Here is a 24,416-nt window from a genome sequence, read left to right on the forward strand (position 1 = left end):
CTAGGGCAGTACGACGGCCGGCTCTGTTCCGGATGCCGGTCTCTGCCCATGCGTCGAACGGAAACCCCACGGATCGACACAACCCCCTGACGAATTACACCGCAGGACGTAGGCCCCGCGCCTCAGGCGCCCTCCGCGCCCGCCTGGCCCAGGGTCGGTCGGCGAGCACGCGGCTGGAACGGCAGCGGTCCCTCGCCGACGGAGCGGGTCATGGTCGTCGGCAGGCGGTCTGTCCGAGCAGCCAGGTCTGTGCTGCCTGAAGGATCTCGTCGTGGTTGCGGGCCGCCGGGCGGGGGTCCTTGACGATCTCCTCGTCCGGTGGGATCGCCGCGTCGTAGGTACGGCCCGTACGGTCCCCTTCCCTGACCTCCGTCAGGAACAGCAGGGCGCCGTCGGACAGGCGGTGCGGCTCGTTCCCCGTGGGGACGCCAAAGGTCGGCTCACCGAAGGACCGGGTGCCCGGACGCCCTCGGAAGGCCACCACGACCGCTTCCCCCGCACTCGCCGTCAGCCTCCCGGTCAGGACCGCGACCGGTGGCATGCTCCCGGACACGGGCCGACCGGGGCCCCAGCCGGCCGACTTCCCGTCCTGGTAGGGCGCCCCGTGCTCGATCGACCAGAGTGACTTCCTGCCGTCGGCATCCACGAACATGCCGACCTTCCCGTCGCCCAGGACGGGTCCCACGACGGCGAGCATCGGCCACATGTTGCCGCCCGTGTCCGAACGCAGATCCACCACCCAGCCACAGGCCCCCGCCCGGTCCACCTTCGCCACGGCGTCCCGTCCCCGCCGTACGTACGCGTCATACGTCTTCTGGGACCCCTCCACTCCGGGGAGGGAGAGGTACCCGATGCCGTTCTTCAGCGAACGGCCCTGCAGGCCGTCGAGAGCCGGGGAGGCCCCCACGTTCTCCTTTGCCTGCTCCGGCTCCCAGAAGGTGCTGTGGCCATCGCCGAGAGACCGCAACGCCGCGCCGATCGCCTCGTAGGTGTCCGCGGGCTTTCGCGCACCACGGGCCTGCGCGAACGCCTTGGCCCGCACGTCCGCCCAGTCGACCTGGCGGCGGAGAAGAGAGCGCTCCTCCATGATGCTCAGCGCCTTCGACAAGTACGTCCGCGCGTGGGGCGCCATGCGGTCGTCCGGTGACTCCTGCGAAGGGCTCGTGCACCCCGTCGCCACGGCGACGACCGCGACCAGCCCGGCACAGGCCGACCTGCACAGCAAACGTCCCGACCTCATCCGCCCCCCGGCCGTCGATCCCGGAGGCAACCATAACTTCACGTCGGCCAAGGGACTTCGGCGGCGCCGCTACCGGTCAGGGGACCCGTAGCGGGGCAGGCCGTCCGTCGGGATCGTCCAGTCCCCGATCGTCACGTCCTCGCCGTAGACGAAGTCCTTGCGGGTCGCGTAGCGCGGGCCGTCGGGGGTGGGGTGGATGTCGGTGAGGACGGCACCGGTGCCGGTACGGGGGTCGAAGACCGCGTAGACCGGAACGCCGATCAGGGGGTAGTCGCGCATCTTGGAAACCCAGTCGTTGTCCGGGTTGGAGCGCGAGACGATCTCGATGGCGGCGACGAGCGAGCGTGCGTCGAAGGAACCGTCCCCCCCATCTCCGCCTCGCTGATCACCATGACATCGGGGCGACGCATGACCCCTTCAGGTTCGTCCTCTACGTCGGGCGTGCCGGTGTGTGCCACCAACTCCTCCGGCATCGCTGCTTCCAGGCGTTTGCGGAGGCGTGTCCGTGTCAGTTCGTGGGGACCGTTTGGGGTGTTCAGGACGTGGACGATGCCCTCTCGGGTGATCTCGAACTTTCCGGGGACGGTGTCGTCCGTCGACTGCGCAAGGTCCCGCATGGCCCGGTAGACGTGGGGGTGCCGTTTCATGGACCGACGCTTTGATCCGGCTCAAGCGGAAGCGGGGGCTGTTCCGCCGCTGGTCCCAGGTAGGTGTACTCGGTGGACCGTGCGATGCCCATGGCGTCCAGTTGCTGCCTGAACCGGACCCGGAAGTGGACGTTGTCGCCGAGACCGGGACGCATGCGCAGTAGCTCGTCAGGTTCCTCGAAGCGGACGTCGTATGCGGGTGCGTTCTTGGCGGTCCCCGTCTTGACCTTCACCATGCCGCTTTCCCGTAGTTCGGTGATGCGACCGGAGATGGTGATCTCCTGGTCGCGATCCCTCGTCTCACGCAGCCGTTTGACATAGCTCCTGCCCCGCTCGGTCAGGCGGGCGCGGCGCAGGCTGCCGTCGGCGCCGTACCAGGTGACGCCCAGATCCAGCGCGTACCTGCTCAGAGCCCGGGACACCGTTTCGACCGCGTCGAAGAGCTTCGCCCACTCATGGATGTCGCGTTCCGACTCAAGGGCGTCGAGCAGCGCGGTGAGAGTGCCGAGGCCCGTCGAGGCAGCCGACGTGACGGGCGCGTCGAGGGCGTCGGCTCGGCTGGACTCGACGGGTGTGGTGACGGGTCGGGCGTGTACGACGGTGCTGCCTGCCGAGATGCCCGTCAGTTCCAGCTGGACGGGCGTACCTGCGGCGACGGAGATCAGCTGCTCCATGGGTTCGAGCAGCGCGTCGCCCCACTGGAAGCGAAGAGCGCCGCCGTCCGCGTCCGGCCCGGTCAGACGCAGCTGGAGTTCTTCTTCGAGCACGGCGTCCGGTGCGTACTCACGTGTCGCCGCGAGCCGGCTCGCCCGGTGTTCCGCCTCGATCTCCTCGTCGTCCCGCTCCTCAGTTCCCCATGCGTCCAGCAGGCGGGCAGCCTGCTGGGATGCGGCCGGATCGTCGCCCTGAAGCGCGCGCCTGCGCTCACGCCAGCTGTCGCCGGTCACAGTCGCACCTCCAGATAGCCGCGTGCCGGGGCGGCACTTTCCTCGGATGGTGAGCGGTCGCTCGTGTCCGGCAGTCTGCAGCGCTGCCACCAGTCGTCCCACACACCTCGTTGTGTGAAGTATGTCCGTTCGTCCGGTGTGAAGCGTTCCGGCTCGAAAATGCGGGCAACGGGTCGGTACCCGATGCGAAGCGGTGAGACGCCGAACTTCTCGCGCATCCTGGCCCTGCTCTGGAAAGCCGTGGTCAGCCACTTGGAGCCCGGCTTCCCGCGTAGGGTGCGCTCGGCCCGTGTGTCGATCAGGACGGTCACATCAATGTTCGCGGGATCGATCTTTGCGCTGACGAAGCTGCCGCCCAGCCACAGGCTGTGGATGAGAGGAACGCCGTCGAGGGCAGCGGCGTAGGCGTCCTCCAGCGTGAGGAGCGGGTCGAGGTAGCTGTGCAGGCCGTCCCAGAGGTCTGCGCGTGTCACGGATTCCTCGAACTTCGGAGCGCTGACCAGCATGGACTCTGCCTCGTCGAAAGCGACGGAGTAACGGCCCAGAGGGAGAAAACCGGTCGCGGTGAATGAGGGCGGCATGGGAGTCCTGTCTGGCGAAGGGTGGTCAACCTGCCCGGTCGTAGCGGCAGTCGCGGCAGAGCCCGGGCGCGGGGGAGCGGAAGGGTCGGTCGCAGCCGTCGCAGGTCTGGAACGGGTGTCTCGGCTGCGGGGCCGGTGCGGCAGGGGGTCGGAAAGGGGGTGGTGGCGGGAGCTGTGCCGTCAGGCGGTGGGCCAGGAGGGCGGCTGGGCGGGTCAGGGGTTCCGTCGGCAGGTTCTCGGTGAGGGCGTGGCGTACGGCGGTGGGGGCGATGTCGCGCTCCAGCCAGGCGGCGACACCCGGGGCCAGGTGTTCGGCGTCCGTGGCGGAGAGGAGGAGCCGGGGGTCGCGGCGGCGGAGGCCGACGAGGACGTCGAGGGCTGTGCCGAGGAGTGCGGGGGAGGTGGTGGCGGGCTGCGGTACGGCGGGGAGGCGTTTACGGGGAGGCGGCTTGTCCGTGGTGGTCGCCGTACGGCGGGCGGGTCTGTCGGGGGTCTCGGTCCGGGTGGTCCGGTGGCCCGGCCTGTTGCAGGAGACCGTGCGGGTGACGATCCGTCCGTCGGGGATCCGCTCCCGCTCGCGCCGCAGATAGCCCTCGGCCTCCAGCTCCCGCAGGGCCGCGCCGATGCGGTCCCTGCCCTCCGGGAAGCGGAGCGCCAGGCTCTTGATGTCGACCTGCGCGCCCTTGGGAAGCGACTGGATGTGCACGCCGAGGCCGATGGCCAGCGCCGAGAGGGTGGGGTGCTGGGCGAGATGGTTGCCGATCACCACGAAGTGAGAGGTGTGGCGGGCGTTGTCGTGCAACAGACCGCCGGACCCCCGGATCGGGTGCTTCCTGGCGGCAACACGGGACTCGGCGCACGAGGGCGCGCTAGGGTTTTTCGTATCCATCGGGAAGAGCGCTACTTCCTAGGTGGTCAGGCCCTCGCACTGGGATTGCCGTCCCGGCGGGGGCCGAAGTTTTTCTGCGGTTGGTGCGCTGAGCGTAGGGCACGCAACCCGCCTCAAAGCCAGCCGAGTTGGGCATATTCACCCGCGGGAGTGACTCTGCGCGACGGGCGGGAGGGGTGGGGTTTGGGCGGGTTCTTTCTCCCCGTCGTTCTTTGTCGGTGACGTCCCTCGCGGCCGAAGCCCGCGGTTGCGGGCTACGGTGACACGTCGATCTCGGCCCACACCGTCTTGCGCGGCGCCAGGCCCGGTGTCACGCCCCACTTGTCGGCCAGCGCGTCCACGAGGACGAGGCCCCGGCCCGACTCGGCGTCCGGGGTGAGGGATTGGGGACGCGGCTGTAGGTCACCGCGCGTGTCCGTGACCTCGATGCGCAGGGTGTTCCCCACGACGTACAGCACGAGGCCGAAGTCACGCCCCGACACCCTGCCGTGCGTCGCCGCGTTCGCCGCCAGCTCCGCCACGATCTGCGTCGCCGGGTCCAAGGGCAGTCCCCAGCTGCGCAGTTGCTCAGCGGTCAACAGCCGCGCCAGGCGTGCGCCTCGCGGAGTGGGGGAGAGACGCAGGCTCATGTTGCGGACGGGGGTGGAGATTTCATCGTTCACGTCACCCAGCGTGGCCGCGCGTGCGTACGGTGAACAGTGACGGAGGGCTTACGTACGGTGACTGTCCGGCGCTTGTCCAGTGCTGTCTTGGCTGTCGGCGAGAGGGGTGTGGGGGATGACTGTGGACGGCGAGGTGGCCGAGCCGGGCTGGGAGGTCGACCCGGACGACGACTGGGGTGTGGCGGTCATCGCGACGGTCGGACGTCAGCTGAAGCTGCGGCGCGAGGCGGTGGGGATGCGCGCCGCCGAGTTCGGTGAGGCCGTCGGCTACGGGGAGGACATGGTCTACAAGGTGGAGGGCGGGAAGCGGATTCCCCGCCAGGAGTACCTGAGCAGGGCGGACGAGGTTCTGGGCGCGGGCGGGCTGATCTCGGCCACCTGGGAGGACGTGAAGAGGGTCCGGTATCCGAAGAAGGTGCGGGAGCTTGCCAAGTTGGAGGGGCAGGCCGTAGAGATCGGGTTATATGAGTGCAACATCATCGCCGGGCTTCTTCAGACGCCTGAGCACGCGCGAGCGGTGATCTCGGCCGCGCAACCCCCCTACTCGCCGGACGACGTGGAACGCATGGTGACGGCTCGTCTGGCTAGGCAGTCGGTCTTCGAGCGCGACCCCGCTCCGTCCATCCACTTTGTGCTGGAAGAGGCGCCATTGCGCCGCCCCATCGGAGGGGCAATGGTGTGGCGACGGCAACTTGAACGTCTGCTGGAAGTGGGGCGGTTGCACAACGTCACGCTTCAGGTGATGCCGTTGAACTCCGAGGTCCACTCCGGTCTGGACGGACGGATCGAGGTGCTGAAGTTCCCGGACGGTACCGCGGTTGCGCGCTCCGACGGTGCCTTCAACGGCCGAGCGACATCCGACCCGAAACAGCTCCGCATCCTTGAGCTGCGGTATGGCACCATCCGGGCGCAGGCTCTCTCACCACGGGAGTCGCTGGCCCTGATCGAGCAACTGCTGGGAGAGACATGATCCGCAAGGCCCCTCCCGGGGACGCTTCCGAACTTGCGTGGTTCAAGAGCAGCTACAGCGGTGGCAATGACGGCGAGTCCTGCGTCGAAGTCGCCCTCGCCTGGTTCAAGAGCAACTACAGCGATGGCACCAACGGCGAGTCCTGCCTCGAAATAGCCCCCACCCCCACCACCATCCACATCCGTGACTCGAAGTACCCGCACACACCCGCCACCCCCGGCCCCCGGCTCGCCCTCGCCCCCTCCGCCTGGGCGGCCTTCGTGCCGTACGTGGCGGCGAACTGATCCGGCGATACACCGGAGCCCCCGGCCGCACCGGCCAGGGGCTCTCGCTCAGCGCAGCGTCTCTCAGACGTTGACGCCGAAGTCCTGGGCGATGCCGACCAGGCCCGACGCGTAGCCCTGGCCGACCGCGCGGAACTTCCACTCCGCGCCGTTGCGGTAGAGCTCGCCGAAGACCATGGCCGTCTCCGTCGCCGCGTCCTCGGAGAGGTCGTAGCGGGCGATCTCGGCGCCGCCGGCCTGGTTGACGATACGGATGTAGGCGTTGCGGACCTGGCCGAAGTTCTGGCCGCGGTTCTCCGCGTCGTAGATCGAGACCGGGAAGACGATCTTGTCGATGTCGGCGGGCAGGGCGGCCAGGTTGACGTTGATCGCCTCGTCGTCGCCGGCGCCCTCGCCCGTGCGGTTGTCGCCGGTGTGGACGATCGAGTTGTCCGGGGTGTTCTTGTTGTTGAAGAAGACGAAGTGGGCGTCGGAGTAGACCTTGCCCTGCGTGTTGACCGCGATGGCCGAGGCGTCCAGGTCGAAGTCCGTGCCGGTGGTGGTGCGGACGTCCCAGCCGAGGCCCACGGTGACGGCGGTCAGGCCCGGTGCCTCCTTGGTGAGCGAGACGTTGCCACCCTTGGACAGGCTTACAGCCATGGTCGGGAGTCCTTTCCCTCGTTTGCGTACGGCCGTGCGGCGTACGGACTTGAAGCTACAGCTACCGGTATGAACGCCACGAGGGGTACCGAAGGTTCCAGCTCCCTTTACTTTCTTTGCCAAACGGACGATGAACTTATTCGCGTGACGTGCCCCGGTCAGCCGCGCGACCATGGGGGCATGTCCGGTCCTTACGTCATCCGTGGCTCCGTCCCACTCCCCGAGGCCGAGCTCCACTGGCGTTTCTCGCGCTCGTCCGGGCCCGGCGGCCAGCACGTCAACACCAGCGACTCCCAGGTGGAGCTGCGCTTCGACCTCGCGAACACCGAGGCCCTGCCCCCGGTGTGGAAGGAACGCGCGCTGGCGCGGCTGGCCGGCCGGCTCGTCGACGGCGTGGTCGTCGTACGGGCGTCCGAGCACCGCTCCCAGTGGCGCAACCGCGAGACCGCCGCCGTACGCCTGGCCGCGCTGCTCGCCGAGGCGACCGCGCCCCCGCCCAAGCCGCGCCGGCCGACCCGTATCCCACGCGGCATCAACGAACGCCGGCTGCGCGAGAAGAAGCAGCGCTCGGAGACCAAACGGGGCCGGACGGGCCGCGACTGGTAGCCCTCGCCGCACCCGGCAGCCCACCAAAGCCCGCAGCCCACCAAAGCCCGCAGCCCCCAAAGCCCGCAGCCCCCAAAGCCCGGCAGCCCTCCCCAACGTCCGGCAGTCCTCCCCTTAAGCCCGGCAGCTCTCGTAATACCCGACCGCGCGGTCCGCGCCGGCGATCATTTCGCGGTGCGTCCGGCCCCGTCGGCACGCGCGCACACCGGTTTTCGACCGATGTTCAATTCGCGGAAGTGACTTCTGCGGAGGGGAGTTCGGCGGTCTCCCGCGGAATTGCGGAAAACAGACCGCGTGGTTTCATCCCAACTGGCGATAGCGGCCGCGGAAATACATCAGCGGGCCGCCTTCGGTGCTCGGGAGCCGGGCCGCGAGGACGCGGCCGATGACGAGGGTGTGGTCGCCCGCCGTCACCCGCTGCTCGGTGCGGCACTCCAGGGTCGCGAGCGCGCCGCCGACCAGCGGGGCGCCGGTGGTCTCGCCGCGTTCGTACGGGATGTCCTCGAAGAGCAGCCGGTCGCTGATGCGGCCCTTCATCGCGAACCGGCCGGCGATGTGCCGCTGGCTCTCGGTGAGCACCGAGACCGCCCACAGCGGCTGTTCGTCCAGCAGGTCGTCCATACGGGCGCCGGTACGCAGGCTGACCAGCACCAACGGCGGATCCAGCGACACCGAGAGGAACGCCGTGGCGGTCATGCCGACGTCCTCGCCGGCCGGTGCCAGCGGATCGTCCGGATCCAGCGGCGGTTCCTGCGCGGTCACCAGGACCACACCGGCGGCCAGCCGGGACATCGCGGCCTTGAACGCTTCGTTGCTCACCCCCACAGCATGCCCGGTGGCTTCTGCGGCGGCGGAGGAGGGAGTCTTCAGCACACCGGAAACGCTAATGTCGGCTACAGCGCCGCCGCATCGGCCATCGGCCCGAGCCGGGTCCTAGGACCAACGGCGGGCGCGGGGCCGTAACGTGCATGATGTGCGCACAGCCGCAAAGACCGTGTTCAGTAAGCACACAGGAAAACGCAGAAACTCCACGCAATTGTTCACCTTCTCCTGTGACTTGAGTCACAAGGGGCCTTAATTGTTGACCCTGTGTACCGAGTGGGCAGCGCGCTGTGATTCAGTGGCGGGGAAAAGTAGCGCCGAAGCAGACCCTTGATTCGCTACGAGGTCTCGGGGGGAGGGCGAGCATGGAGACCGAGTCGGAGCCCTACGTCCGCCTTGCGTCCCTGCGACAGCTGCACCAGGTCATGGCCGACATGAACACGGCCCGCAGCCTGGCGGACACACTGCAGACCGTCGCCGACGGCGTGATCACCGCCCTCGGTTACGAGATGGCGTGCGTCAACCTCGTGCGCCCCGACGGGGACCTCGTGGTCGCCGCCTTCTCCGGCAACTCCGCCGCCGAGGCCCTGATCACCGGCCGGGTCGGCTCCCGGGACTCCTGGGACCGGCGGCTCGGCATGGGCGAGAAGTGGGGCGACCTCGTCTTCATACCGCACACCGAGGGCTGGGTCCTCGACGACGACGACGTCCCGCAGTGGTACACCGACGGCCCCGCCCCCCGCTTCGAGGACGAGTGGCACCCGTCCGACCGGCTCTTCGCCCCGATGTACACGCCCGGCATATCGGGCAGCTCCTGCGGTGAACTGCTCGGCGTGATCTCCGTCGACCGCCCGCGCAACGGCCGCCACCCCGGCGCCTGGGGCCGCGAGGCCCTCCAGATGTACGCCTTCCAGGCCGCGATCGCGATCAGCAACGCCCGGCTGCGCGCCAACATGCAGCGGGCCCTGGTCAGGCTGGAGCGCGAGCAGCAGGCCCTGCGCGCCAGCGAGGAGAGCTTCCGGCAGGCCTTCGAGTACGCCCCCTCCGGCATGGCGATCGCCGAGATGGGCGGCGACCAGCACGGCCGAATACTGCGCTCCAACGACGCCCTGTGCCGCCTCCTGGGCCGCCCCGCCTCCGCGATGCGCCGCTACTCCTTCTCCGACCTGGTCCACCCCGAGGACATCGGCACCCTGCTGCGGACCTCGGCCGAGGGCGGGCGCGCCGAACTCCGCCTGGGCCGCCGCGACGGCACGTACGTGTGGGTGTCGTTGCGCAACAGCGTGGTCGCCGACGCGGCCGACGGCCCCCGCTTCCTCCTCACCCACGTCGAGGACATAGAGGAACGCAAGCGCCGCGAGCTCCAGCTCGCCCACCGCGCCTCCCACGACGCCCTCACGGGCCTGCCGAACTCCGCCGAGCTGCGCTCCCGCCTCACCTCCCGGCTCTGTCGCCGCACCGGCAGCGGCGCCGAGCTGGAGTCCCTGGACGCGGCCTACGGCCACCCCGCCTACGACGTCAACGGCCACGGCTTCGACTTCGCCGGCGGGGCGGCCGGCTCGACGGCGTCGTACGACGGCTTCGACCACCACGTGCACACCGTCGCCCCCGACGCGAACCGGGACGACGGCGCCAAGGGGCTCGCGGTGCTCTTCTGCGACCTCGACGGCTTCAAGTCGATCAACGACCGGTTCGGGCACAACGCGGGCGACGCGGTCCTCATCGAGGTCGCCCGGCGGCTGAGCCGGGGCGTGCGGGACGGCGACACCGTGGCCCGGCTCGGCGGCGACGAGTTCGTGATCCTCGCCGACGGGCTCGGCCAGGCCGACGCCCAGGACCTCGCCGTACGGCTGCGCAACGAGATCATCCAGCCGATCCGCGCCGAGGGCCGGGCCGTCCGGGTGGGCGCCAGCTTCGGCATCGGGTGGGCGCACTGCGGCATGACGGCGGACGAAGTCCTGAAATCCGCGGACGAGCGGATGTACGTAGAGAAACGATCTCGTCCCAAAGCGCACCGGCGTGCCGGATGATGCGCAGGTCAGCTCGCTGATGCGGTCCGAGTCACCCGTTTGGCTCAGTCAGACCGGGTAGGCTCGACTCTCAATAGCTGTACTGCATCCGCCCGCACCTGTTGAGGAGTACCAAGGGATGACGCCCGGCGACAACGGCGCGAGCACGCCCGAGGACGACGACCCGTTCGGCTACCTGTACGCCGACGGCCAGGCCCGAGGGGCCCAGCCGCCGTCCGGCTCCGGTGGTTACGGCTACCCGAACGCCGTGAGCAGAGTGCGTCCGGTCGGCGAGCGCACCTACGGCGGGCAGCAGCAGACGGCACCGCAGTACGGCGGCCAGACCATCCCGCAGCAGCCCGGTGGGTACGGCCAGCAGCCCAGCGCGGCCTACCAGGCCCCGGAGACCTTCCCGGGCGGCGCCCCCACCACCCGCCAGACCCCGCCCGGCCAGACCCGCGGCCGGGGCCCGAACACCAAGGGCCTCCTCATCGGCGCCATCGCGGTCGTGGCCGCGGTCGTCATAGGCATCAGCGTCGCCATGCTGAACGGCAACGACGACGACAACAAGGCGAGCAACGGCGCCTCCACCACCCCCACCCAGTCCGCAAGCGCGTCCCCGTCCCCGTCCAGCTCCAGCTCGGTTTCGGCGTCCGGTGACATCGATCCGGTCGACGCCAAGGCGTTCCGGCTGGACGGTGGCGCGAGCCTGGCCTCGGACGTCAAGGGGGCGAGGGCCGACGGCGGTATCTACGTCACGAACCTCAACCAGACGGGCGCCGGCGTCACCTGGACGGTCGACGGCATTCCGGCGGACGGCCTGTACACGGTCTTCGCGCACTACAGCGCGGTCACGGACAGCACCATGACGTTGAAGATCAACGGCAAGGAGTTCGGCAGCAAGTTCCCGCTGGACAACTACACGCACCAGAGCGACCCGGCCAACGCCTGGACGACCAGCTACACCTACCCCACCCTCACCAAGGGCACCAACACGATCTCTCTGTCCTGCCAGAGCGGCGACAGCTGCAACGTCCTGCTGGACCAGCTGTGGGTGAAGCAGGGGAAGCACACGAACAAGGGCTAGGCGGCCGTCGTCCCGCCCGTCACCGTGACCTGGGTCAGCAGCTTCTCGTAGGTTGCGCGGTCGAACTCGCCTGCCGTCGGGGCGCGTACGGCTGCCGCTGACAGGGCCACCGCGCGGGTCAGGCGGGTCGGCCAGGGGAGTTGTTCTGCCTGGGCCGACAGCAGGGCGGCTACCGCCGCGTCGCCCGCGCCCGTGGGGTTGCCGTGTTCGCGGGTCGGTGGGAGCGCGCGCCAGGTGCCCTCCGGGGTGAGGGCGAGGAGACCCCGTGGGCCCAGGGAGGCGACGACCGCGCGGGCGCCCCGGCGGCGGGCGTCCTGGGTCGCCCGGGCCGGGTCGTGGGAGCCGGTCAGTTCGGCCAGTTCGTCGGCGTTCGGCTTGATCAGGTCCGGCCGGGCCGCCACCCCGCGCCGCAGCGGCTCCCCGCCGGTGTCGAGCAGCACGGGCACCCCGGCGGAGCGAGCGGCCTTTATCAGCCCGGCGTACGCCCCGACCGGCACCCCCGGCGGCAGACTCCCGCACAGCGCCACCGCCGAGGCCCCGGCCAGCAGTCCCTCGTAGTGGTCGAGGAAGGCGCCCCACTCGGCGGGCGCTATCTGCGGACCCGGCTCGTTCAACTGGGTCGTGTCGCCCGTCAGTTCGTCCACCACGGCGATCGTGCGGCGGGTCGCCCCGGCCACCGGCAGCAGCGCGTCCACCACCCCCGCCGTCTCCGCGAGCCGCTCCCGCACCGCCGCCCCGGTCGCCCCGCCCGCGAACCCGGTCACGGTCGCCGGGTGCCCGAGCGCCGCCAGCACCCGGGCCACGTTCACCCCCTTGCCGCCCGGCCGTTCGGTCACCGCCGAGACCCGGTGCGAGGCATGCGGGCGCAGCGCACCGACCCGGTAGGTGATGTCGAGCGCGGTGTTCAGCGTGACGGTGAGGATCACCGGGAGAACCTCCCTCGCGGGGTGCGACCGTGGCGTTCGTCGGGGGCCTCGATCATGCCAAAGAGACGGCGGCCGGGCCTAGGTCGCCGTCTCTCGAACCACGGTGATGTTCAGGGAAGTTCGGGTGCGACCAGCCACGTGCCCTTTCGCATCACGCCCTTCAGCGTGAAGTCCGCGTCCAGGACGAGGAGATCGGCGTCCTTGCCGGGCTCCAGGGAGCCGACGCGGTCGTAGAGGCCCAGCAGCCGGGCCGGGTTGGCGGACAGCGCGGCGACGGCGTGTTCGACGGGCAGCCCGTCGACGGTCACCGCCCGCCGGAGCGCGCGGTCCAGGGTCAGCGTCGAGCCCGCGATCGAACCGCCCTCCACCAGCCGGGCGACGCCGTCCGTGACCTCGACCTCCAGCGGGCCCAGCAGGTAGCGGCCGTCGCCGCCGCCCGCCGCGTCCATGGCGTCCGTGATGAACGCCACCCGGTCCGGGCCCGCGTGATGGAACGCCAGCTGAAGCGCCGCCGGGTGCAGGTGCGTGCCGTCGTTGATGAGCTCCACCGTGACCCGCTCGTCCTCCAGGAGGGCGGCGATCGGGCCGGGAGTGCGGTGGCCCAGCGCCGGCATCGCGTTGAAGAGGTGGGTGGCGACGGTGGCGCCCGCGTCGATCGCCTCGGCCGTCTGCTCGTAGGTCGCGTCGGTGTGGCCGACGGCCGCGATCACGCCGTGCTCGGCGAGCAGTCGTACCGACTCGATGCCGCCCGGGAGTTCGGTGGCCAGCGTGACCATCTTCGCGTGCCCGCGCGCCGCGTCGACCAGCTTGCGGACCTCCGCCGGGTCCGGGTCGCGCAGCAGCGCCTCGGAGTGGGCGCCCTTGCGGCACGGGGAGATGAACGGGCCCTCGAAGTGGATCCCGGCGATCTCCCCCTGCTCGGCGAGTTCGGAGAGGAGGCCGGCCTGGCGGGCGAGGACGTCCATGTCGTCGGTGACGGTGGAGGCCACCAGGGTGGTGGTGCCGTGCAGCCGGTGGGTGTGGACGCCGGTGAGGATCTGTTCGGCGGTGCCCGAGCTGAAGGAGGCTCCGCCGCCGCCGTGGTTGTGGAGGTCGACGAACCCGGGGATCAGGTAGTGGCCGGTGAGGTCGATCAGCTGGGCGTTCGGCGGGGCTTCGGCGGCGATCTTCGTGCCCTCGACCGCCAGGTGGCCGTTGTCGACCACTCCGGTCGGGAGGACTGTGCGGGCACCGTGGAGGACCAGTCCGGCAGACCCCGGCTGCGGGTGCGTCGTGGCTGATCGCGCAGTTCCCCGCGCCCCTGAGGGGGCGCTGTCCTTACGCTTGTCAACAGCCATCAGGGGGTTACCTCCGCAGTAGTCGTCGTCTTCAACAGGTCCTGGGCCAGGAGTCCCGCGCCCAGGCAGCCGGCTGTGTCTCCCAGTTCGGCCGGGACGACGGCCGGGAGCTTCTGGAAGGTCACCCGGCGTTCCACCGCCTCCCGCAGGGGCTCGAAGAGCACGTCTCCCGCCTCCGCCAGGCCGCCGCCGATGATCAGGACGCGCGGGTCCAGCAGCGTGAGGGCCGTGACCAGGCCGTCGGCCAGGGCGTCCACCGCCCCGCCCCACACCCGTACGGCGTTCGGGTCACCGGACGTGACGGCCTTCGCGCAGTCCGCGGCGTCCGCGTCCGGGTCGCCGCAGGCCTGCGCCCACGCCTCGCTCACCGCCGCCGCCGACGCGTACCGCTCCAGGCAGCCGCGCTGCCCGCAGGGACACGGCGCGCCCTGCGGTCGTACGACGATGTGGCCGATCTCGCCCGCGAAGCCGTGCGCGCCCGACTCCACCCGGCCGTCCAGGCCGAAGCCGCCCGCGATTCCGGTGCCGAGCGCCACGAAGAAGAAGCGGTCCGCTCCCCGGCCCGCGCCGAGCCTGCCCTCGGCGAGACCGCCGGTGCGGACGTCGTGGCCGAGGGCGACCTGGACACCGAGGCGGTCGGCGAGGAGCGCGCGCAGCGGGACGTCACGCCAGCCGAGGTTGGCCGCGTAGACCGCGGTGCCGGCCCGTTCGTCGACGATGCCCGGTACCGCCACGCCGGCCGCGGCCGCCGGTTCGCCGAGCTGCTGTTCGCCGTGGGCGCGCAGGTCGGCGGCGAAGTCGAGGATGGCGGCCACGACGGCGTCGGGGCCGCGGTCGCGGCCGGTCGCCCGGCGGTCCTGGTGAAGCAGCTCGCCGTCCGGGCCGACGAGCGCGGCCTTCATTCCGGTGCCGCCCACGTCCAGGGCGATGACATGTCTCACGGGAACAGTGTGGCCCGTGGACCCTCAAGAGGTCTAGTCCACTTGCGTGGTGTAGACCTTATGTGTCCACATGTTGAACGGCGACACAGTTAGATCGAGGTAGTGCGGGTGCGGCGGCGTAAGGCAGGAATGATCGCGGTGGTGTCCACTCTGGGCATGACGGCGGTCCTCGGTGGCTGTGGGACGACCGGATCATCGGACGTCACCCTCAGACTCGTCGCCGCAGACTACGGAGACTCCGCCGCCAACAGCTCCCAGAAGTACTGGGACAAGCTGGCCAAGGCGTACGAGGCCCAGCACTCCGGGGTGAAGATCGACGTCACCGTCTACTCGTGGAACGACGTCGACCGCAAGGTCAAGGACATGGTCGCCGCCGACGACGCACCCGACCTGGCGCAGATCGGCTCGTACGCCGACTACGCGGCGGCCGGCAAACTGTACGAGGCCGGTGATCTGCTCTCCATCCCCGTGCAGGCCGACTTCCCGTCCCAGCTCGCCGAGGCGGGCCAGTGGAACCACGCGCAGTACGGCATACCGTTCGCCGCGTCCACGCGCGTCCTCTTCTACAACAAGACCCTCTTCGCCGACGCCGGCATCACCCCGCCCAGCACCTGGAAGGAGCTGGCGGCCGACGCCGAGGCGCTCAAGGCGCACGGCGTGAAGTACCCGTACGCGCTGCCGCTCGGCCCCGAGGAGGCCCAGGCGGAGACCATGCAGTGGCTGCTCAGCGGCGGCAGCGGCTACACCGACGACACCGGCACCTACACGATCGACTCCTCGCAGAACATCGACACCCTCACCTGGCTCAAGGACGACCTGGTCGGCAAGGGCCTGACCGGCCCGACCGCCCCCGGCAAGCTGAACCGCGCCACCGCGTTCGCCGCGTTCGCCGACGGCCAGGTCGGCATGCTCAACGGGCACCCCACGCTGATCAAGCAGGCCGAGAAGAAGGGCGTGAAGTTCGGCGCGGTCCCGATGCCGGCCCGCGGCGGCCAGAGCACCAGCACCGCGTCCATGGGAGTCACCGACTGGATGGCGGCGTTCAAGCAGAACGGCCACGCCGAGCAGGTCGGCGACTTCCTGAACTACGTCTACAGCGAGAAGAACGTCCTCGACTTCTCCCGTGAGTACGGCCTGCTGCCCGTCACCACCTCCGCGTCCCAGACGATGACCGACTCCGGCCGGGCCGAGGACAAGCAACTGCGCCCCTTCCTGGAGGAGCTGCCGACGTCCCAGCTGTACCCGGCGGGCAAGACGTCCTGGGCGGCCGTCAGCGCCGACCTCAAGAAGCAGATCGGTACGGCGGTCAGCCCGTCCGGCAACCCGACCAGCGTGCTCACGGCGATCCAGGCCGAGGCGGCCCTCGCGGACAGCCGTACGGCGGCGGCGACCGGCTGAACGCGTACGGTTCTCGGCATGGACCGGCAAGAACTGGGCGCACGCGAGCTGACGATCCTCGCTCTGGAACGCCGGGGCTTTCCGAGCCCCGGCGCGAAGGAACGGGCCATACGGGAGGAGCTGGACCTGGCGCCCGTGCGCTACTACCAGCTCCTCAACGCGCTGCTGGACGACGAGCGGGCGCTGGCCCACGACCCGGTGACGGTGAACCGGCTGCGGAGGGTGCGGGAGGCGCGGCGCGCGGAGCGGTGAGGGTCGCAGGGGATCTTCGGGACGCTTGAAACCAGGGCGCTCGGATACTGTCAGCCGTATGGGCAACCACAGCACGGACCCCCACGCCACGGAACCCCTCCCGACGCCACGCACCCCCGCCGGCCGCGACGGGCTCGCCGCCCTCCTCGCGCGGCCCCGCTCCGCCCTCGTCGGGCTCGACTTCGACGGGACGCTCGCGCCGATCGTCGCCGACCCCGAGCAGGCGCGGGCCCACCCGGACGCCGTACCGGCCCTCGCCGCCCTCGCGCCCGAGGTGGCCGCCGTCGCCGTGATCACCGGCCGCCCGGCCGAGGTGGCCGTCCGCCACGGCGGGTTCGCCGAGGTCCCCGGCCTGGAGCACCTGGTCGTCCTCGGCCACTACGGCGCCGAACGCTGGGACGCGGCCACCGGCCGGCTCACCGCACCGCCGCCGCACCCCGGCATCGCGGCCGTCCGCGCCGAACTCCCCGCCCTGCTCGACCGCGTCGGCGCCGCGCACGGCACCTGGATCGAGGAGAAGGGCTTCGCGGTGGCCGTCCACACCCGCCGGGCCGACGACCCCCAGGCCACCTTCGACGCCCTCCGCGCCCCCCTGACCGACCTGGCCACCCGGCACGGCCTGATCGTGGAACCGGGCCGCCTGGTCCTGGAGCTCCGCCCCCCGGGCATGGACAAGGGTGTGGCACTCCGCGAGTTCGCGAGGGAGATCGGCGCGGGCGCGGTCCTCTACGCGGGCGACGACCTGGGCGACATCCCGGCCTTCGCCGCGGTCGAGAAACTGCGCGAGGAGGGCGTCCCGGGCCTCCTGGTGTGCAGCGGCAGCGAGGAGGTCACCGACCTCGCCGACCGAGCCGACCTGGTGGTCAACGGCCCGGAGGGAGTCGTACGCCTCCTGAAGAACCTGGCTCACCAGAGCGCCCCTTAAGGGGCAGCGCCCCTTAAGGGGCGCGGGGAACTGCGCGACCAGCCCCCACCGTCCCGCACCCGACGACCTACCCCCTCAACGCACCCAACTGCTCCAGGAACCAAGCCGCGGGAGGCAACGCGGTCGCAGCCGCCGACAGGCGTTTGCACCGCTCCGCCCGTTCCCCCGCCGGCATGGCCAGCGCCCGCGCCAGCGCCTCCGCCGTCCCCCCGATGTCGTACGGGTTCACCACCACCGCGTCCTCGCCCAGCTCCTCGTACGCCCCCGCCTCCCGCGAGAGCACCAGCGCGCACCCCTCGTCCGACACCACCGGGATCTCCTTCGCGACCAGGTTCATGCCGTCCCGGATCGGGTTCACCAGTGCCACGTCGGCCAGCCGGTACGCCGCGAGCGACCGAGCGAAGTCGTCCTTGACGTGCAGCACCACCGGCGTCCAGCCCGCCGTGCCGTACGCCGAGTTGATCTCGTCGGCGACCCGCTGCACCTCGGCCGTGTACTCCCGGTACACGGCGAGGTCCTGCCGCGAGGGGTACGCGAACGCGACGTGCACCACCCGCTCCCGCCACTCGGGGTGGTCGTCGAGCAGCTGCCGGTAGGCCAGCAGCCCCCGCACGATGTTCTTCGACAGCTCGGTCCGGTCGACGCGCACGACGGTCCGGCGATCCGCGCCGCCGATCTCCTCGCGCAGCGCCCGCATCCGCTCGGCCACGTCGGGTTCGTGCGCCCGCTTGCGCAGGAAGTCCGCGTCGGCCCCCAGCCCGTGCACCCCGATCCGGGTGTCCGAGGAGGGGATCCCCGGGCCCAGCACCGCGTGACAGCAGTCGACGAACGCGTCCGCCCAGCGCCGCGTCAGGAACGCCGCGTGGTCGGCGCCGAGGATCCCGCTCAGCAGCTCCGCGGCGATGTCGTCGGGCAGCAGCCGGAAGTAGTCCGGCGGCGCCCAGGGAGTGTGGGAGAAGTGGCCGATCCGCAGGTCGGGGCGCAGCTGCCGCAGCATCCGGGGCGCGAGCGCCAGGTGGTAGTCCTGGATGACCACCACCGCCCCCTCGCCCGCCTCCTCGGCCAGCGCCTCGGCGAACGCGCGGTTGTAGGCCTGGTACGACGCCCACTGGCGCCGGAACTCCGCGTCGAAGACGGGCTCCAGCGGGGTCTGGTAGAGCATGTGGTGGACGAACCACAGCACCGAGTTGGCGACGCCGTTGTACGCGTCCGAGAACACGTCCGCGTCGATGTCGAGCATCCGGACCTGCTGGCCCCCGGTGTCCGCCGCCGGCAGCCGGCCGCCCGCGGCCCGGCGGACCGCCTCGCGGTCGCCGTCGCCCAGCGCGGCGCACACCCACACCGCGTTCGCGTCCGGCCCGATCGCCGACAGCCCGGAGACCAGCCCGCCGCCGCCCCGTTTGACGTGCAGCGCGCCGGCCGGGTCGTCAGGGCGCACCTCGTACGAGACCGGGCCGCGGTTCGACGCGACCAGTACTTCGGCACCGCCGGTGGAAGCAAGGGGAGAAGCCATACGCCTGAACCTAGCCCGGCCCGTAAACGCTCAAACGTACGGCTGTGCCCGACGCCCGGAAGGTATACGAGGTCACGCCACCCGGCGCTCGGCGTACTCCGCGATCTCCACCATCGGCGGCCGCTCCTCCGTGTCCACGGAGTACGTGCGCGGTTCGAAGCCGTTCTCCCCCCGCTCGAACTGGGTCAGGGCCGGGCGGACCAGGTGGCCGCGGGCCAGCCGCAGCTGGGCCGTGCGGTAGATCGCGGCGGACATCCGGCCGAGCGCCTGGCCGTCCTGGTGGCGGTGCTTGCGGACCCCCACGTCCACCTGGGCGAGGGCGTCCAGGCCGACCAGGTGCAGGGCGTCCACCAGCATGCCCAGCTCCACGCCGTAGCCGACCGGGAAGGGCAGCTGTTCCAGCAGGCCGCGGCGGGCCGCGTACTCGCCGCCGAGCGGCTGCACGAACCCGGCCAGCTGCGGCCAGTGCATGTTCAGCAGCGGGCGGGCCATCAGCTCCGTGACCCGGCCGCCCTGCCCGGCCGCGCCGGCCAGCGGGCGGTCGTACATCGCCTTGACCAGGTCCACGCCGGGGTCGGTCAGCAGCGGGCCGACGATCCCGGTGACGAAGTCGGAGGAGAAGTCCCTGAGGTCCGCGTCGACGAAGCAGACGATGTCCCCGGTGGTGACCAGGAGGGAGCGCCAGAGGACCTCGCCCTTGCCGGGGACCGCGGGGATGCGCGGCAGGATCGAGTCACGGTGGACGACCCGCGCGCCCGCCGCGGCGGCCACCTCCGCCGTACGGTCGGTGGACCCGGAGTCGACGACCACGATCTCGTCGACGAGCGGCACCTGCCGCATCAGGTCGTGGCGGATGACGGCGACGATGTCGCCGACCGTCTCCTCCTCGTCGAGCGCGGGCAGCACGACGGAGACGGACTGACCGGTGCGCTGCTTGGCGGCGAGTATCCGGTGCAGCGGGCGGTCGTTCACGGACCAGGAGCGGGTGGCCAGCCAGCGCTCGACTTCTTCCAGCACAGTCAGCGGCTCCTCACTGTCACGATCACACTGCGAGGTGTGATCCATCTCGCGGTACGGACGACTATCTCAACTGTCCTGGCCTTCGGTTACAGTCTTGAACAACGCCGGTGACCATCGCATGTCCTGGGGCCACCGCCCGTTGACAACCGAATACAGCTCATCCAGAGGGGCAGAGGGAAACGGCCCGATGAAGCCCCGGCAACCCTCCAGTCGGTACTCGTGCTCTCAGCGAGGCTCCCGGCTAGGGAAGGTGCCAAATCCGTCTCACGGCGAGATGCGTCGTGAGGAAGATGAGGAGAAAGGGCCTCGCCTCACATGGCTGCGCAGACTGTTGCAACCGATTCCCCGAAGACCGTAGACCTCGGCCCCGCCACGGCGCTGTCCTGCCGCGAGTGCGGGCACCGGGTGCCGCTCGGCCCGGTCTTCGCCTGCGAGGAGTGTTTCGGCCCGCTCGAGATCGCGTATGACTTCTCGGCCTACGACGCCGAGGAGCTGCGGAAGCGGATCGAGTCGGGACCCGCGAACATCTGGCGCTACGCGCCGCTGCTGCCCGTCCCGGCGGACGTGACGACCAAGCCGAACATCAACCCCGGCTGGACCAAGCTGGTGCAGGCCGACAACCTGGCCAAGGAGCTGGGGGTCACCGGCGGGCTGTACGTGAAGGACGACTCCGGCAACCCGACGCACTCCTTCAAGGACCGGGTCGTCGCCCAGGCCGTCGAGGCCGCCCGCGCCTTCGGCTACACCACGCTCTCCTGCTCCTCCACCGGCAACCTGGCCGGCGCGGTGGGTGCCGCGGCCGCCCGGGCCGGCTTCCGTTCCTGCGTGTTCATCCCGCACGACCTGGAGCAGGGCAAGGTCGTGATGGCCGCGATCTACGGCGGCGAGCTCGTCGGCATCGAGGGCAACTACGACGACGTGAACCGGTTCTGCTCCGAGCTGATCGGCGACCCGGCCGGCGAGGGCTGGGGCTTCGTCAACGTCAACCTGCGGCCGTACTACGCCGAGGGCTCCAAGACGCTCGCGTACGAGATCTGCGAGCAGCTGGGCTGGCGGCTCCCGGACCAGCTGGTGGTCCCGATCGCCTCCGGCTCGCAGCTCACGAAGATCGACAAGGGGCTCCAGGAGCTGATCAAGCTCGGGCTCGTCGAGGACAAGCCGTACAAGATCTTCGGTGCGCAGGCCGAGGGCTGCTCCCCGGTGTCGACCGCGTACAAGGCGGGTCACGACGTGGTCCGGCCGCAGAAGCCGGACACCATCGCCAAGTCGCTGGCGATCGGCAACCCGGCCGACGGTCCGTACGTCCTCGACATCGCCCGGCGTACCGGCGGCGCCGTGGAGGACGTCGACGACGAGCAGATCGTCGACGCGATCAAGCTGCTCGCGCGGACCGAGGGCATCTTCGCGGAGACCGCCGGCGGGGTGACCGTCGGAGTCACCAGGAAGCTCATCGAGAACGGGCTCATCGACCCGTCGAAGTCGGTCGTCGTACTCAACACGGGTGACGGACTGAAGACGCTGGACGCGGTCGCGGGGACCGGTCTGACGGCGACCATCCGGCCCACTCTCGAGTCGTTCCGTGAGGCTGGGCTGACCCAGTAGGCAGTCGTCGTTCCGCGGGCCGGTGGGGGCTGGTCGCGCCCGCGCGGCGGCAGCCGCACATCGACTCGGTCCCGCGCCCCTGAAGGGGCGCCACACAGCTACCGGAGGTTCACACGTGAGCGTCACCGTCCGCATCCCGACCATCCTGCGCACCTACACCGGCGGCAAGGCCGAGGTCACCGCCGAGGGCGCGAACCTCGGCGAGGTCATCGCCGACCTGGAGAACAGCCACACCGGAATCGCCGCCCGCGTCCTCGACGACCAGGGCAAGCTGCGCCGCTTCGTCAACGTGTACGTCAATGACGACGACGTGCGTTTCGAGCAGGGCCTGGAGACGGCCACCCCGGACGGCGCCGGCGTCTCGATCATCCCGGCCGTCGCCGGCGGCTGAGCGCCCCGGCCGCCTGACGTGATGGCCGAATGACCGAACATTACCTTCGGTAACAGCCATCACCCATTGTTCAATCGATTGCCCCCTCCGCGAGAGAAGCGGAGGGGGCAATTCTGTGTGGTTGAGCGCGGTACAGTTGGGGAACACGGTCCGGATCTCCGGGTCACGGGCCCTGTTATTCGATACCGCGAGCCCGCCAAGAAGTAGCCAAAGTGTGTGGGTCGTATGCGGCTTTTGTGGCTTTTATGGGGCCCGACTTGCCCTGAATTCGGCCGAATTCTCGCTACATTCCGGACCCTTCCCGCCCAGAATTCTCGTCCGATTGACCTGTTGCAGACGGCAGTTGGACAGATACATTCAGCCGCGGTCGACGCGTTCCGGCGCACGCCCCCAACCAATGGGGGGTGAGGTCTGACCCGGATCCGCGAAGTGTGGATCTGTGCAAGGGCCAGTAATAGGGGAGTTAGGCATGGCTCAGGGCACCGTCAAGTGGTTCAACGCGGAGAAGGGGTACGGCTTCATCGCGGTCGACGGTGGTGCGGATGTTTTCGTCCACTACAGCGCGATCCAGATGGACGGGTACCGCACCCTGGAAGAGGGTCAGCGAGTCGATTTCGAGATCTCGCAGGGCCAGAAGGGGCCGCAGGCGGACATGGTCCGCTTGGCGACCGGCTGAAGCACGCGCCGACTGACAGCGACGTTCTTCTGTACTTCTTCGAAGGGCTCGTGCCTCCCGGGGCACGAGCCCTTCGGCATGCCCGGGGGCGGCCCCCGACGGGCCGTGGGCCGCGCCCTGGACGGGCCTGACTCCCGGTGGCCGATCCCCGGGAGGCGCTTGCACTCGGCATGGGCGAGTGCTAATCATTGGCGTTAGCACTCTGAAGGTGAGAGTGACAAAGAAGGACCGGGTCGGTGAGGCCCGCAGGCCGGGTGGGGCAAGGAACCCACGGGTCGGCGAGCCGTCCGTCGCGGGCGCGGGCGCGGTCCTCGAAGACTCACCCCCAGTCCTGGAGGGACCACTTCACATGGCCAAGATCATCGCGTTCGACGAGGAGGCGCGGCGCGGCCTCGAGCGCGGCATGAACCAGCTCGCGGACGCCGTCAAGGTGACGCTCGGCCCCAAGGGCCGCAACGTCGTCCTCGAGAAGAAGTGGGGCGCCCCCACGATCACCAACGATGGTGTCTCCATCGCCAAGGAGATCGAGCTCGAGGACCCGTACGAGAAGATCGGCGCCGAGCTGGTCAAGGAAGTCGCCAAGAAGACGGACGACGTCGCCGGTGACGGTACGACCACCGCGACCGTGCTCGCCCAGGCCCTGGTCAAGGAAGGCCTGCGCAACGTAGCCGCCGGCGCCAACCCGATGGCCCTCAAGCGCGGTATCGAGAAGGCCGTCGAGGCCGTCTCCGGTGCCCTGCTCGAGCAGGCCAAGGATGTCGAGACCAAGGAGCAGATCGCCTCCACGGCCTCCATCTCCGCCGCCGACACCCAGATCGGCGAGCTCATCGCCGAGGCCATGGACAAGGTCGGCAAGGAAGGCGTCATCACCGTCGAGGAGTCCCAGACCTTCGGTCTGGAGCTGGAGCTCACCGAGGGTATGCGCTTCGACAAGGGCTACATCTCGGCGTACTTCGCCACCGACATGGAGCGTATGGAGGCGTCCCTCGACGACCCGTACATCCTGATCGCCAACTCGAAGATCGGCTCCGTCAAGGACCTGCTCCCGCTCCTTGAGAAGGTCATGCAGTCGGGCAAGCCGCTGCTGATCATCGCCGAGGACGTCGAGGGCGAGGCCCTGTCGACCCTGGTCGTCAACAAGATCCGCGGCACCTTCAAGTCCGTCGCCGTCAAGGCCCCGGGCTTCGGCGACCGCCGCAAGGCGATGCTGAACGACATCGCCATCCTCACCGGCGGCGAGGTCATCTCCGAGGAGGTCGGTCTCAAGCTCGAGAACACGACCCTCGACCTGCTGGGCCGCGCCCGCAAGGTCGTCATCACCAAGGACGAGACCACCATCGTCGACGGTGCCGGCTCCACCGAGCAGGTCCAGGGCCGGGTCAACCAGATCCGCGCCGAGATCGAGCAGTCCGACTCGGACTACGACCGCGAGAAGCTCCAGGAGCGCCTGGCCAAGCTCGCCGGTGGCGTCGCCGTCATCAAGGCCGGTGCCGCGACCGAGGTCGAGCTCAAGGAGCGCAAGCACCGCATCGAGGACGCCGTGCGCAACGCCAAGGCGGCCGTCGAGGAGGGCATCGTCGCCGGTGGTGGCGTGGCCCTGCTCCAGGCCTCCCAGGTCTTCGAGAAGCTGGAGCTGGAGGGTGACGAGGCGACCGGCGCGCAGGCCGTGAAGCTCGCGCTCGAGGCCCCGCTGAAGCAGATCGCCGTCAACGCCGGCCTCGAGGGCGGTGTCGTGGTGGAGAAGGTCCGCAACCTCACCCCGGGTCACGGCCTGAACGCCGCGACCGGCGAGTACGTCGACCTGGTCGCCGAGGGCATCATCGACCCGGCGAAGGTGACGCGTTCCGCCCTGCAGAACGCCGCCTCCATCGCCGCGCTGTTCCTCACCACCGAGGCCGTCATCGCCGACAAGCCGGAGAAGGCCGCCGCGGCCGCTCCGGGCGGCATGCCGGGCGGTGACATGGACTTCTGAGCCTGACGGCTCGGCGGTTCCCCAGCGGTACCGAGGGCGGCACTCCCTGTTCGACAGGGAGTGCCGCCCTTCGCCGTACC

At 70.2% G+C, this 24,416-nt stretch carries 25 protein-coding genes, 1 pseudogene and 1 riboswitch; of the genes and pseudogenes, 13 read left to right on the plus strand and 13 right to left on the minus strand.

Annotated features, from left to right (window positions below; all coding sequences use genetic code 11):
* Positions 1-208: 208 nt before the first annotated feature.
* Complete coding sequence (locus MB828_RS42710) at positions 209-1,087, minus strand: S41 family peptidase (RefSeq protein ID WP_301652857.1); 879 nt, start codon at positions 1,085-1,087, stop codon at positions 209-211.
* Here MB828_RS42710 and MB828_RS42715 point away from each other — a divergent pair.
* Positions 1,086-1,331, plus strand: a complete 246-nt coding sequence (locus MB828_RS42715) for a hypothetical protein (protein ID WP_301652858.1) — start codon at positions 1,086-1,088, stop codon at positions 1,329-1,331. The two genes, MB828_RS42710 and MB828_RS42715, sit on opposite strands and share 2 nt — an antisense overlap.
* Here the strand turns inward: MB828_RS42715 and MB828_RS42720 are convergent.
* The 5 genes and pseudogenes from MB828_RS42720 to MB828_RS42740 form a co-directional block, all read right to left on the minus strand.
* Positions 1,310-1,887 (minus strand): annotated as a pseudogene (locus MB828_RS42720) (Uma2 family endonuclease). The gene MB828_RS42715 and the pseudogene MB828_RS42720 sit on opposite strands and share 22 nt — an antisense overlap.
* Entirely contained in the window at positions 1,884-2,834 is a 951-nt protein-coding gene (locus MB828_RS42725) for a hypothetical protein (protein ID WP_301652859.1), read from the minus strand. The pseudogene MB828_RS42720 and the gene MB828_RS42725 overlap by 4 nt, the downstream one beginning before the upstream one ends.
* Positions 2,831-3,415 (minus strand): DUF6932 family protein, encoded by a 585-nt coding sequence (locus MB828_RS42730; RefSeq protein ID WP_301652860.1) that lies wholly within the window; start codon positions 3,413-3,415, stop codon positions 2,831-2,833. The genes MB828_RS42725 and MB828_RS42730 overlap by 4 nt, the downstream gene beginning before the upstream one ends.
* A 25-nt stretch (positions 3,416-3,440) precedes the next feature.
* On the minus strand, positions 3,441-4,304 hold the full coding sequence (locus tag MB828_RS42735) for a helix-turn-helix domain-containing protein (RefSeq protein WP_301652861.1): 864 nt from the start codon (positions 4,302-4,304) through the stop codon (positions 3,441-3,443).
* 254 nt (positions 4,305-4,558) lie between these two features.
* On the minus strand, positions 4,559-4,966 hold the full coding sequence (locus tag MB828_RS42740; RefSeq protein ID WP_430381512.1) for an ATP-binding protein: 408 nt from the start codon (positions 4,964-4,966) through the stop codon (positions 4,559-4,561).
* Positions 4,967-5,081: 115 nt separating this feature from the next.
* Between MB828_RS42740 and MB828_RS42745 the strand changes: the two genes are divergently transcribed.
* Together MB828_RS42745 and MB828_RS42750 are read left to right on the plus strand one after the other, a co-directional pair.
* The gene (locus MB828_RS42745) at positions 5,082-5,936 is read left to right on the plus strand and encodes a helix-turn-helix domain-containing protein (RefSeq protein WP_301652862.1); all 855 of its coding nucleotides are present in this window, start codon (positions 5,082-5,084) and stop codon (positions 5,934-5,936) included.
* Positions 5,933-6,220 carry a DUF397 domain-containing protein gene (locus tag MB828_RS42750; protein ID WP_301652863.1) on the plus strand — a complete coding sequence of 96 codons (288 nt, stop codon included), beginning with the start codon at positions 5,933-5,935 and terminating at the stop codon, positions 6,218-6,220. Before MB828_RS42745 ends, MB828_RS42750 begins: the two co-directional genes overlap by 4 nt.
* A 63-nt stretch (positions 6,221-6,283) precedes the next feature.
* Here MB828_RS42750 and MB828_RS42755 read toward each other — a convergent pair whose 3' ends face one another.
* A complete protein-coding gene (locus tag MB828_RS42755; protein WP_133026692.1) occupies positions 6,284-6,859 on the minus strand; it encodes a TerD family protein in 576 nt (191 codons plus the stop codon).
* 180 nt (positions 6,860-7,039) lie between these two features.
* On the opposite strand from MB828_RS42755, the gene arfB reads away from it, so the two are divergent.
* The gene (gene arfB, locus MB828_RS42760) at positions 7,040-7,465 is read left to right on the plus strand and encodes an alternative ribosome rescue aminoacyl-tRNA hydrolase ArfB (RefSeq protein WP_133026691.1); all 426 of its coding nucleotides are present in this window, start codon (positions 7,040-7,042) and stop codon (positions 7,463-7,465) included.
* Positions 7,466-7,765: 300 nt separating this feature from the next.
* Here the strand turns inward: arfB and MB828_RS42765 are convergent, their stop codons facing one another.
* The gene (locus MB828_RS42765) at positions 7,766-8,284 is read right to left on the minus strand and encodes a flavin reductase family protein (protein WP_343236247.1); all 519 of its coding nucleotides are present in this window, start codon (positions 8,282-8,284) and stop codon (positions 7,766-7,768) included.
* A gap of 368 nt (positions 8,285-8,652) precedes the next feature.
* On the opposite strand from MB828_RS42765, the gene cdgB reads away from it, so the two are divergent.
* Both cdgB and MB828_RS42775 read left to right on the plus strand, forming a co-directional pair.
* Positions 8,653-10,317 carry a diguanylate cyclase CdgB gene (gene cdgB / locus MB828_RS42770; RefSeq protein ID WP_133026690.1) on the plus strand — a complete coding sequence of 555 codons (1,665 nt, stop codon included), beginning with the start codon at positions 8,653-8,655 and terminating at the stop codon, positions 10,315-10,317.
* A 118-nt stretch (positions 10,318-10,435) separates the two neighbouring features.
* A complete protein-coding gene (locus MB828_RS42775) occupies positions 10,436-11,383 on the plus strand; it encodes a carbohydrate-binding protein (RefSeq protein WP_301652865.1) in 948 nt (315 codons plus the stop codon).
* Here the strand turns inward: MB828_RS42775 and MB828_RS42780 are convergent.
* From MB828_RS42780 to MB828_RS42790, 3 genes are all read right to left on the minus strand, one after another.
* Positions 11,380-12,309, minus strand: coding sequence for a 1-phosphofructokinase family hexose kinase (locus MB828_RS42780; RefSeq protein ID WP_301652866.1), 930 nt, complete (start codon positions 12,307-12,309; stop codon positions 11,380-11,382). The genes MB828_RS42775 and MB828_RS42780 overlap by 4 nt on opposite strands.
* Before the next feature lie 110 nt (positions 12,310-12,419).
* Positions 12,420-13,646: an N-acetylglucosamine-6-phosphate deacetylase gene (nagA, locus tag MB828_RS42785; protein ID WP_301652867.1), complete on the minus strand. Its 1,227-nt coding sequence runs from the start codon at positions 13,644-13,646 to the stop codon at positions 12,420-12,422.
* Positions 13,646-14,587 (minus strand): ROK family protein, encoded by a 942-nt coding sequence (locus MB828_RS42790; RefSeq protein ID WP_301652868.1) that lies wholly within the window; start codon positions 14,585-14,587, stop codon positions 13,646-13,648. The genes nagA and MB828_RS42790 overlap by 1 nt, the downstream gene beginning before the upstream one ends.
* Positions 14,588-14,716: 129 nt before the next feature.
* On the opposite strand from MB828_RS42790, the gene MB828_RS42795 reads away from it, so the two are divergent.
* Genes MB828_RS42795 through otsB form a run of 3 tightly spaced genes read left to right on the plus strand, consistent with a single transcriptional unit; the run spans position 14,717 to position 17,162 of the window.
* Complete coding sequence (locus MB828_RS42795; protein ID WP_301653023.1) at positions 14,717-15,985, plus strand: ABC transporter substrate-binding protein; 1,269 nt, start codon at positions 14,717-14,719, stop codon at positions 15,983-15,985.
* Between the two features lie 18 nt (positions 15,986-16,003).
* Complete coding sequence (locus MB828_RS42800) at positions 16,004-16,237, plus strand: DUF3263 domain-containing protein (protein ID WP_301652869.1); 234 nt, start codon at positions 16,004-16,006, stop codon at positions 16,235-16,237.
* Positions 16,238-16,295: 58 nt separating this feature from the next.
* Positions 16,296-17,162 (plus strand): trehalose-phosphatase, encoded by an 867-nt coding sequence (otsB, locus tag MB828_RS42805; protein ID WP_301652870.1) that lies wholly within the window; start codon positions 16,296-16,298, stop codon positions 17,160-17,162.
* Between the two features lie 67 nt (positions 17,163-17,229).
* Here otsB and MB828_RS42810 read toward each other — a convergent pair whose 3' ends face one another.
* Together MB828_RS42810 and MB828_RS42815 are read right to left on the minus strand one after the other, a co-directional pair.
* On the minus strand, positions 17,230-18,675 hold the full coding sequence (locus MB828_RS42810) for an alpha,alpha-trehalose-phosphate synthase (UDP-forming) (protein WP_301652871.1): 1,446 nt from the start codon (positions 18,673-18,675) through the stop codon (positions 17,230-17,232).
* 72 nt (positions 18,676-18,747) lie between these two features.
* Positions 18,748-19,692 carry a glucosyl-3-phosphoglycerate synthase gene (locus MB828_RS42815; protein WP_133026682.1) on the minus strand — a complete coding sequence of 315 codons (945 nt, stop codon included), beginning with the start codon at positions 19,690-19,692 and terminating at the stop codon, positions 18,748-18,750.
* 157 nt (positions 19,693-19,849) lie between these two features.
* Positions 19,850-19,992: riboswitch (SAM riboswitch) on the plus strand.
* 18 nt (positions 19,993-20,010) lie between these two features.
* On the opposite strand from MB828_RS42815, the gene thrC reads away from it, so the two are divergent.
* The 4 genes from thrC to groL all read left to right on the plus strand — a co-directional run bounded on the left by thrC (position 20,011) and on the right by groL (position 24,336).
* On the plus strand, positions 20,011-21,297 hold the full coding sequence (thrC, locus tag MB828_RS42820; protein WP_301652872.1) for a threonine synthase: 1,287 nt from the start codon (positions 20,011-20,013) through the stop codon (positions 21,295-21,297).
* A gap of 115 nt (positions 21,298-21,412) precedes the next feature.
* Entirely contained in the window at positions 21,413-21,688 is a 276-nt protein-coding gene (locus tag MB828_RS42825; RefSeq protein ID WP_301652873.1) for a MoaD/ThiS family protein, read from the plus strand.
* A gap of 469 nt (positions 21,689-22,157) precedes the next feature.
* Positions 22,158-22,364, plus strand: coding sequence for a cold-shock protein (locus MB828_RS42830; protein ID WP_007493268.1), 207 nt, complete (start codon positions 22,158-22,160; stop codon positions 22,362-22,364).
* Between the two features lie 349 nt (positions 22,365-22,713).
* Entirely contained in the window at positions 22,714-24,336 is a 1,623-nt protein-coding gene (gene groL, locus MB828_RS42835; protein ID WP_046730948.1) for a chaperonin GroEL, read from the plus strand.
* Positions 24,337-24,416 lie beyond the last annotated feature (80 nt).

Origin of the sequence: Streptomyces arenae (assembly GCF_022343545.1) — a bacterium.
GTDB lineage: Bacteria > Actinomycetota > Actinomycetes > Streptomycetales > Streptomycetaceae > Streptomyces > Streptomyces humi.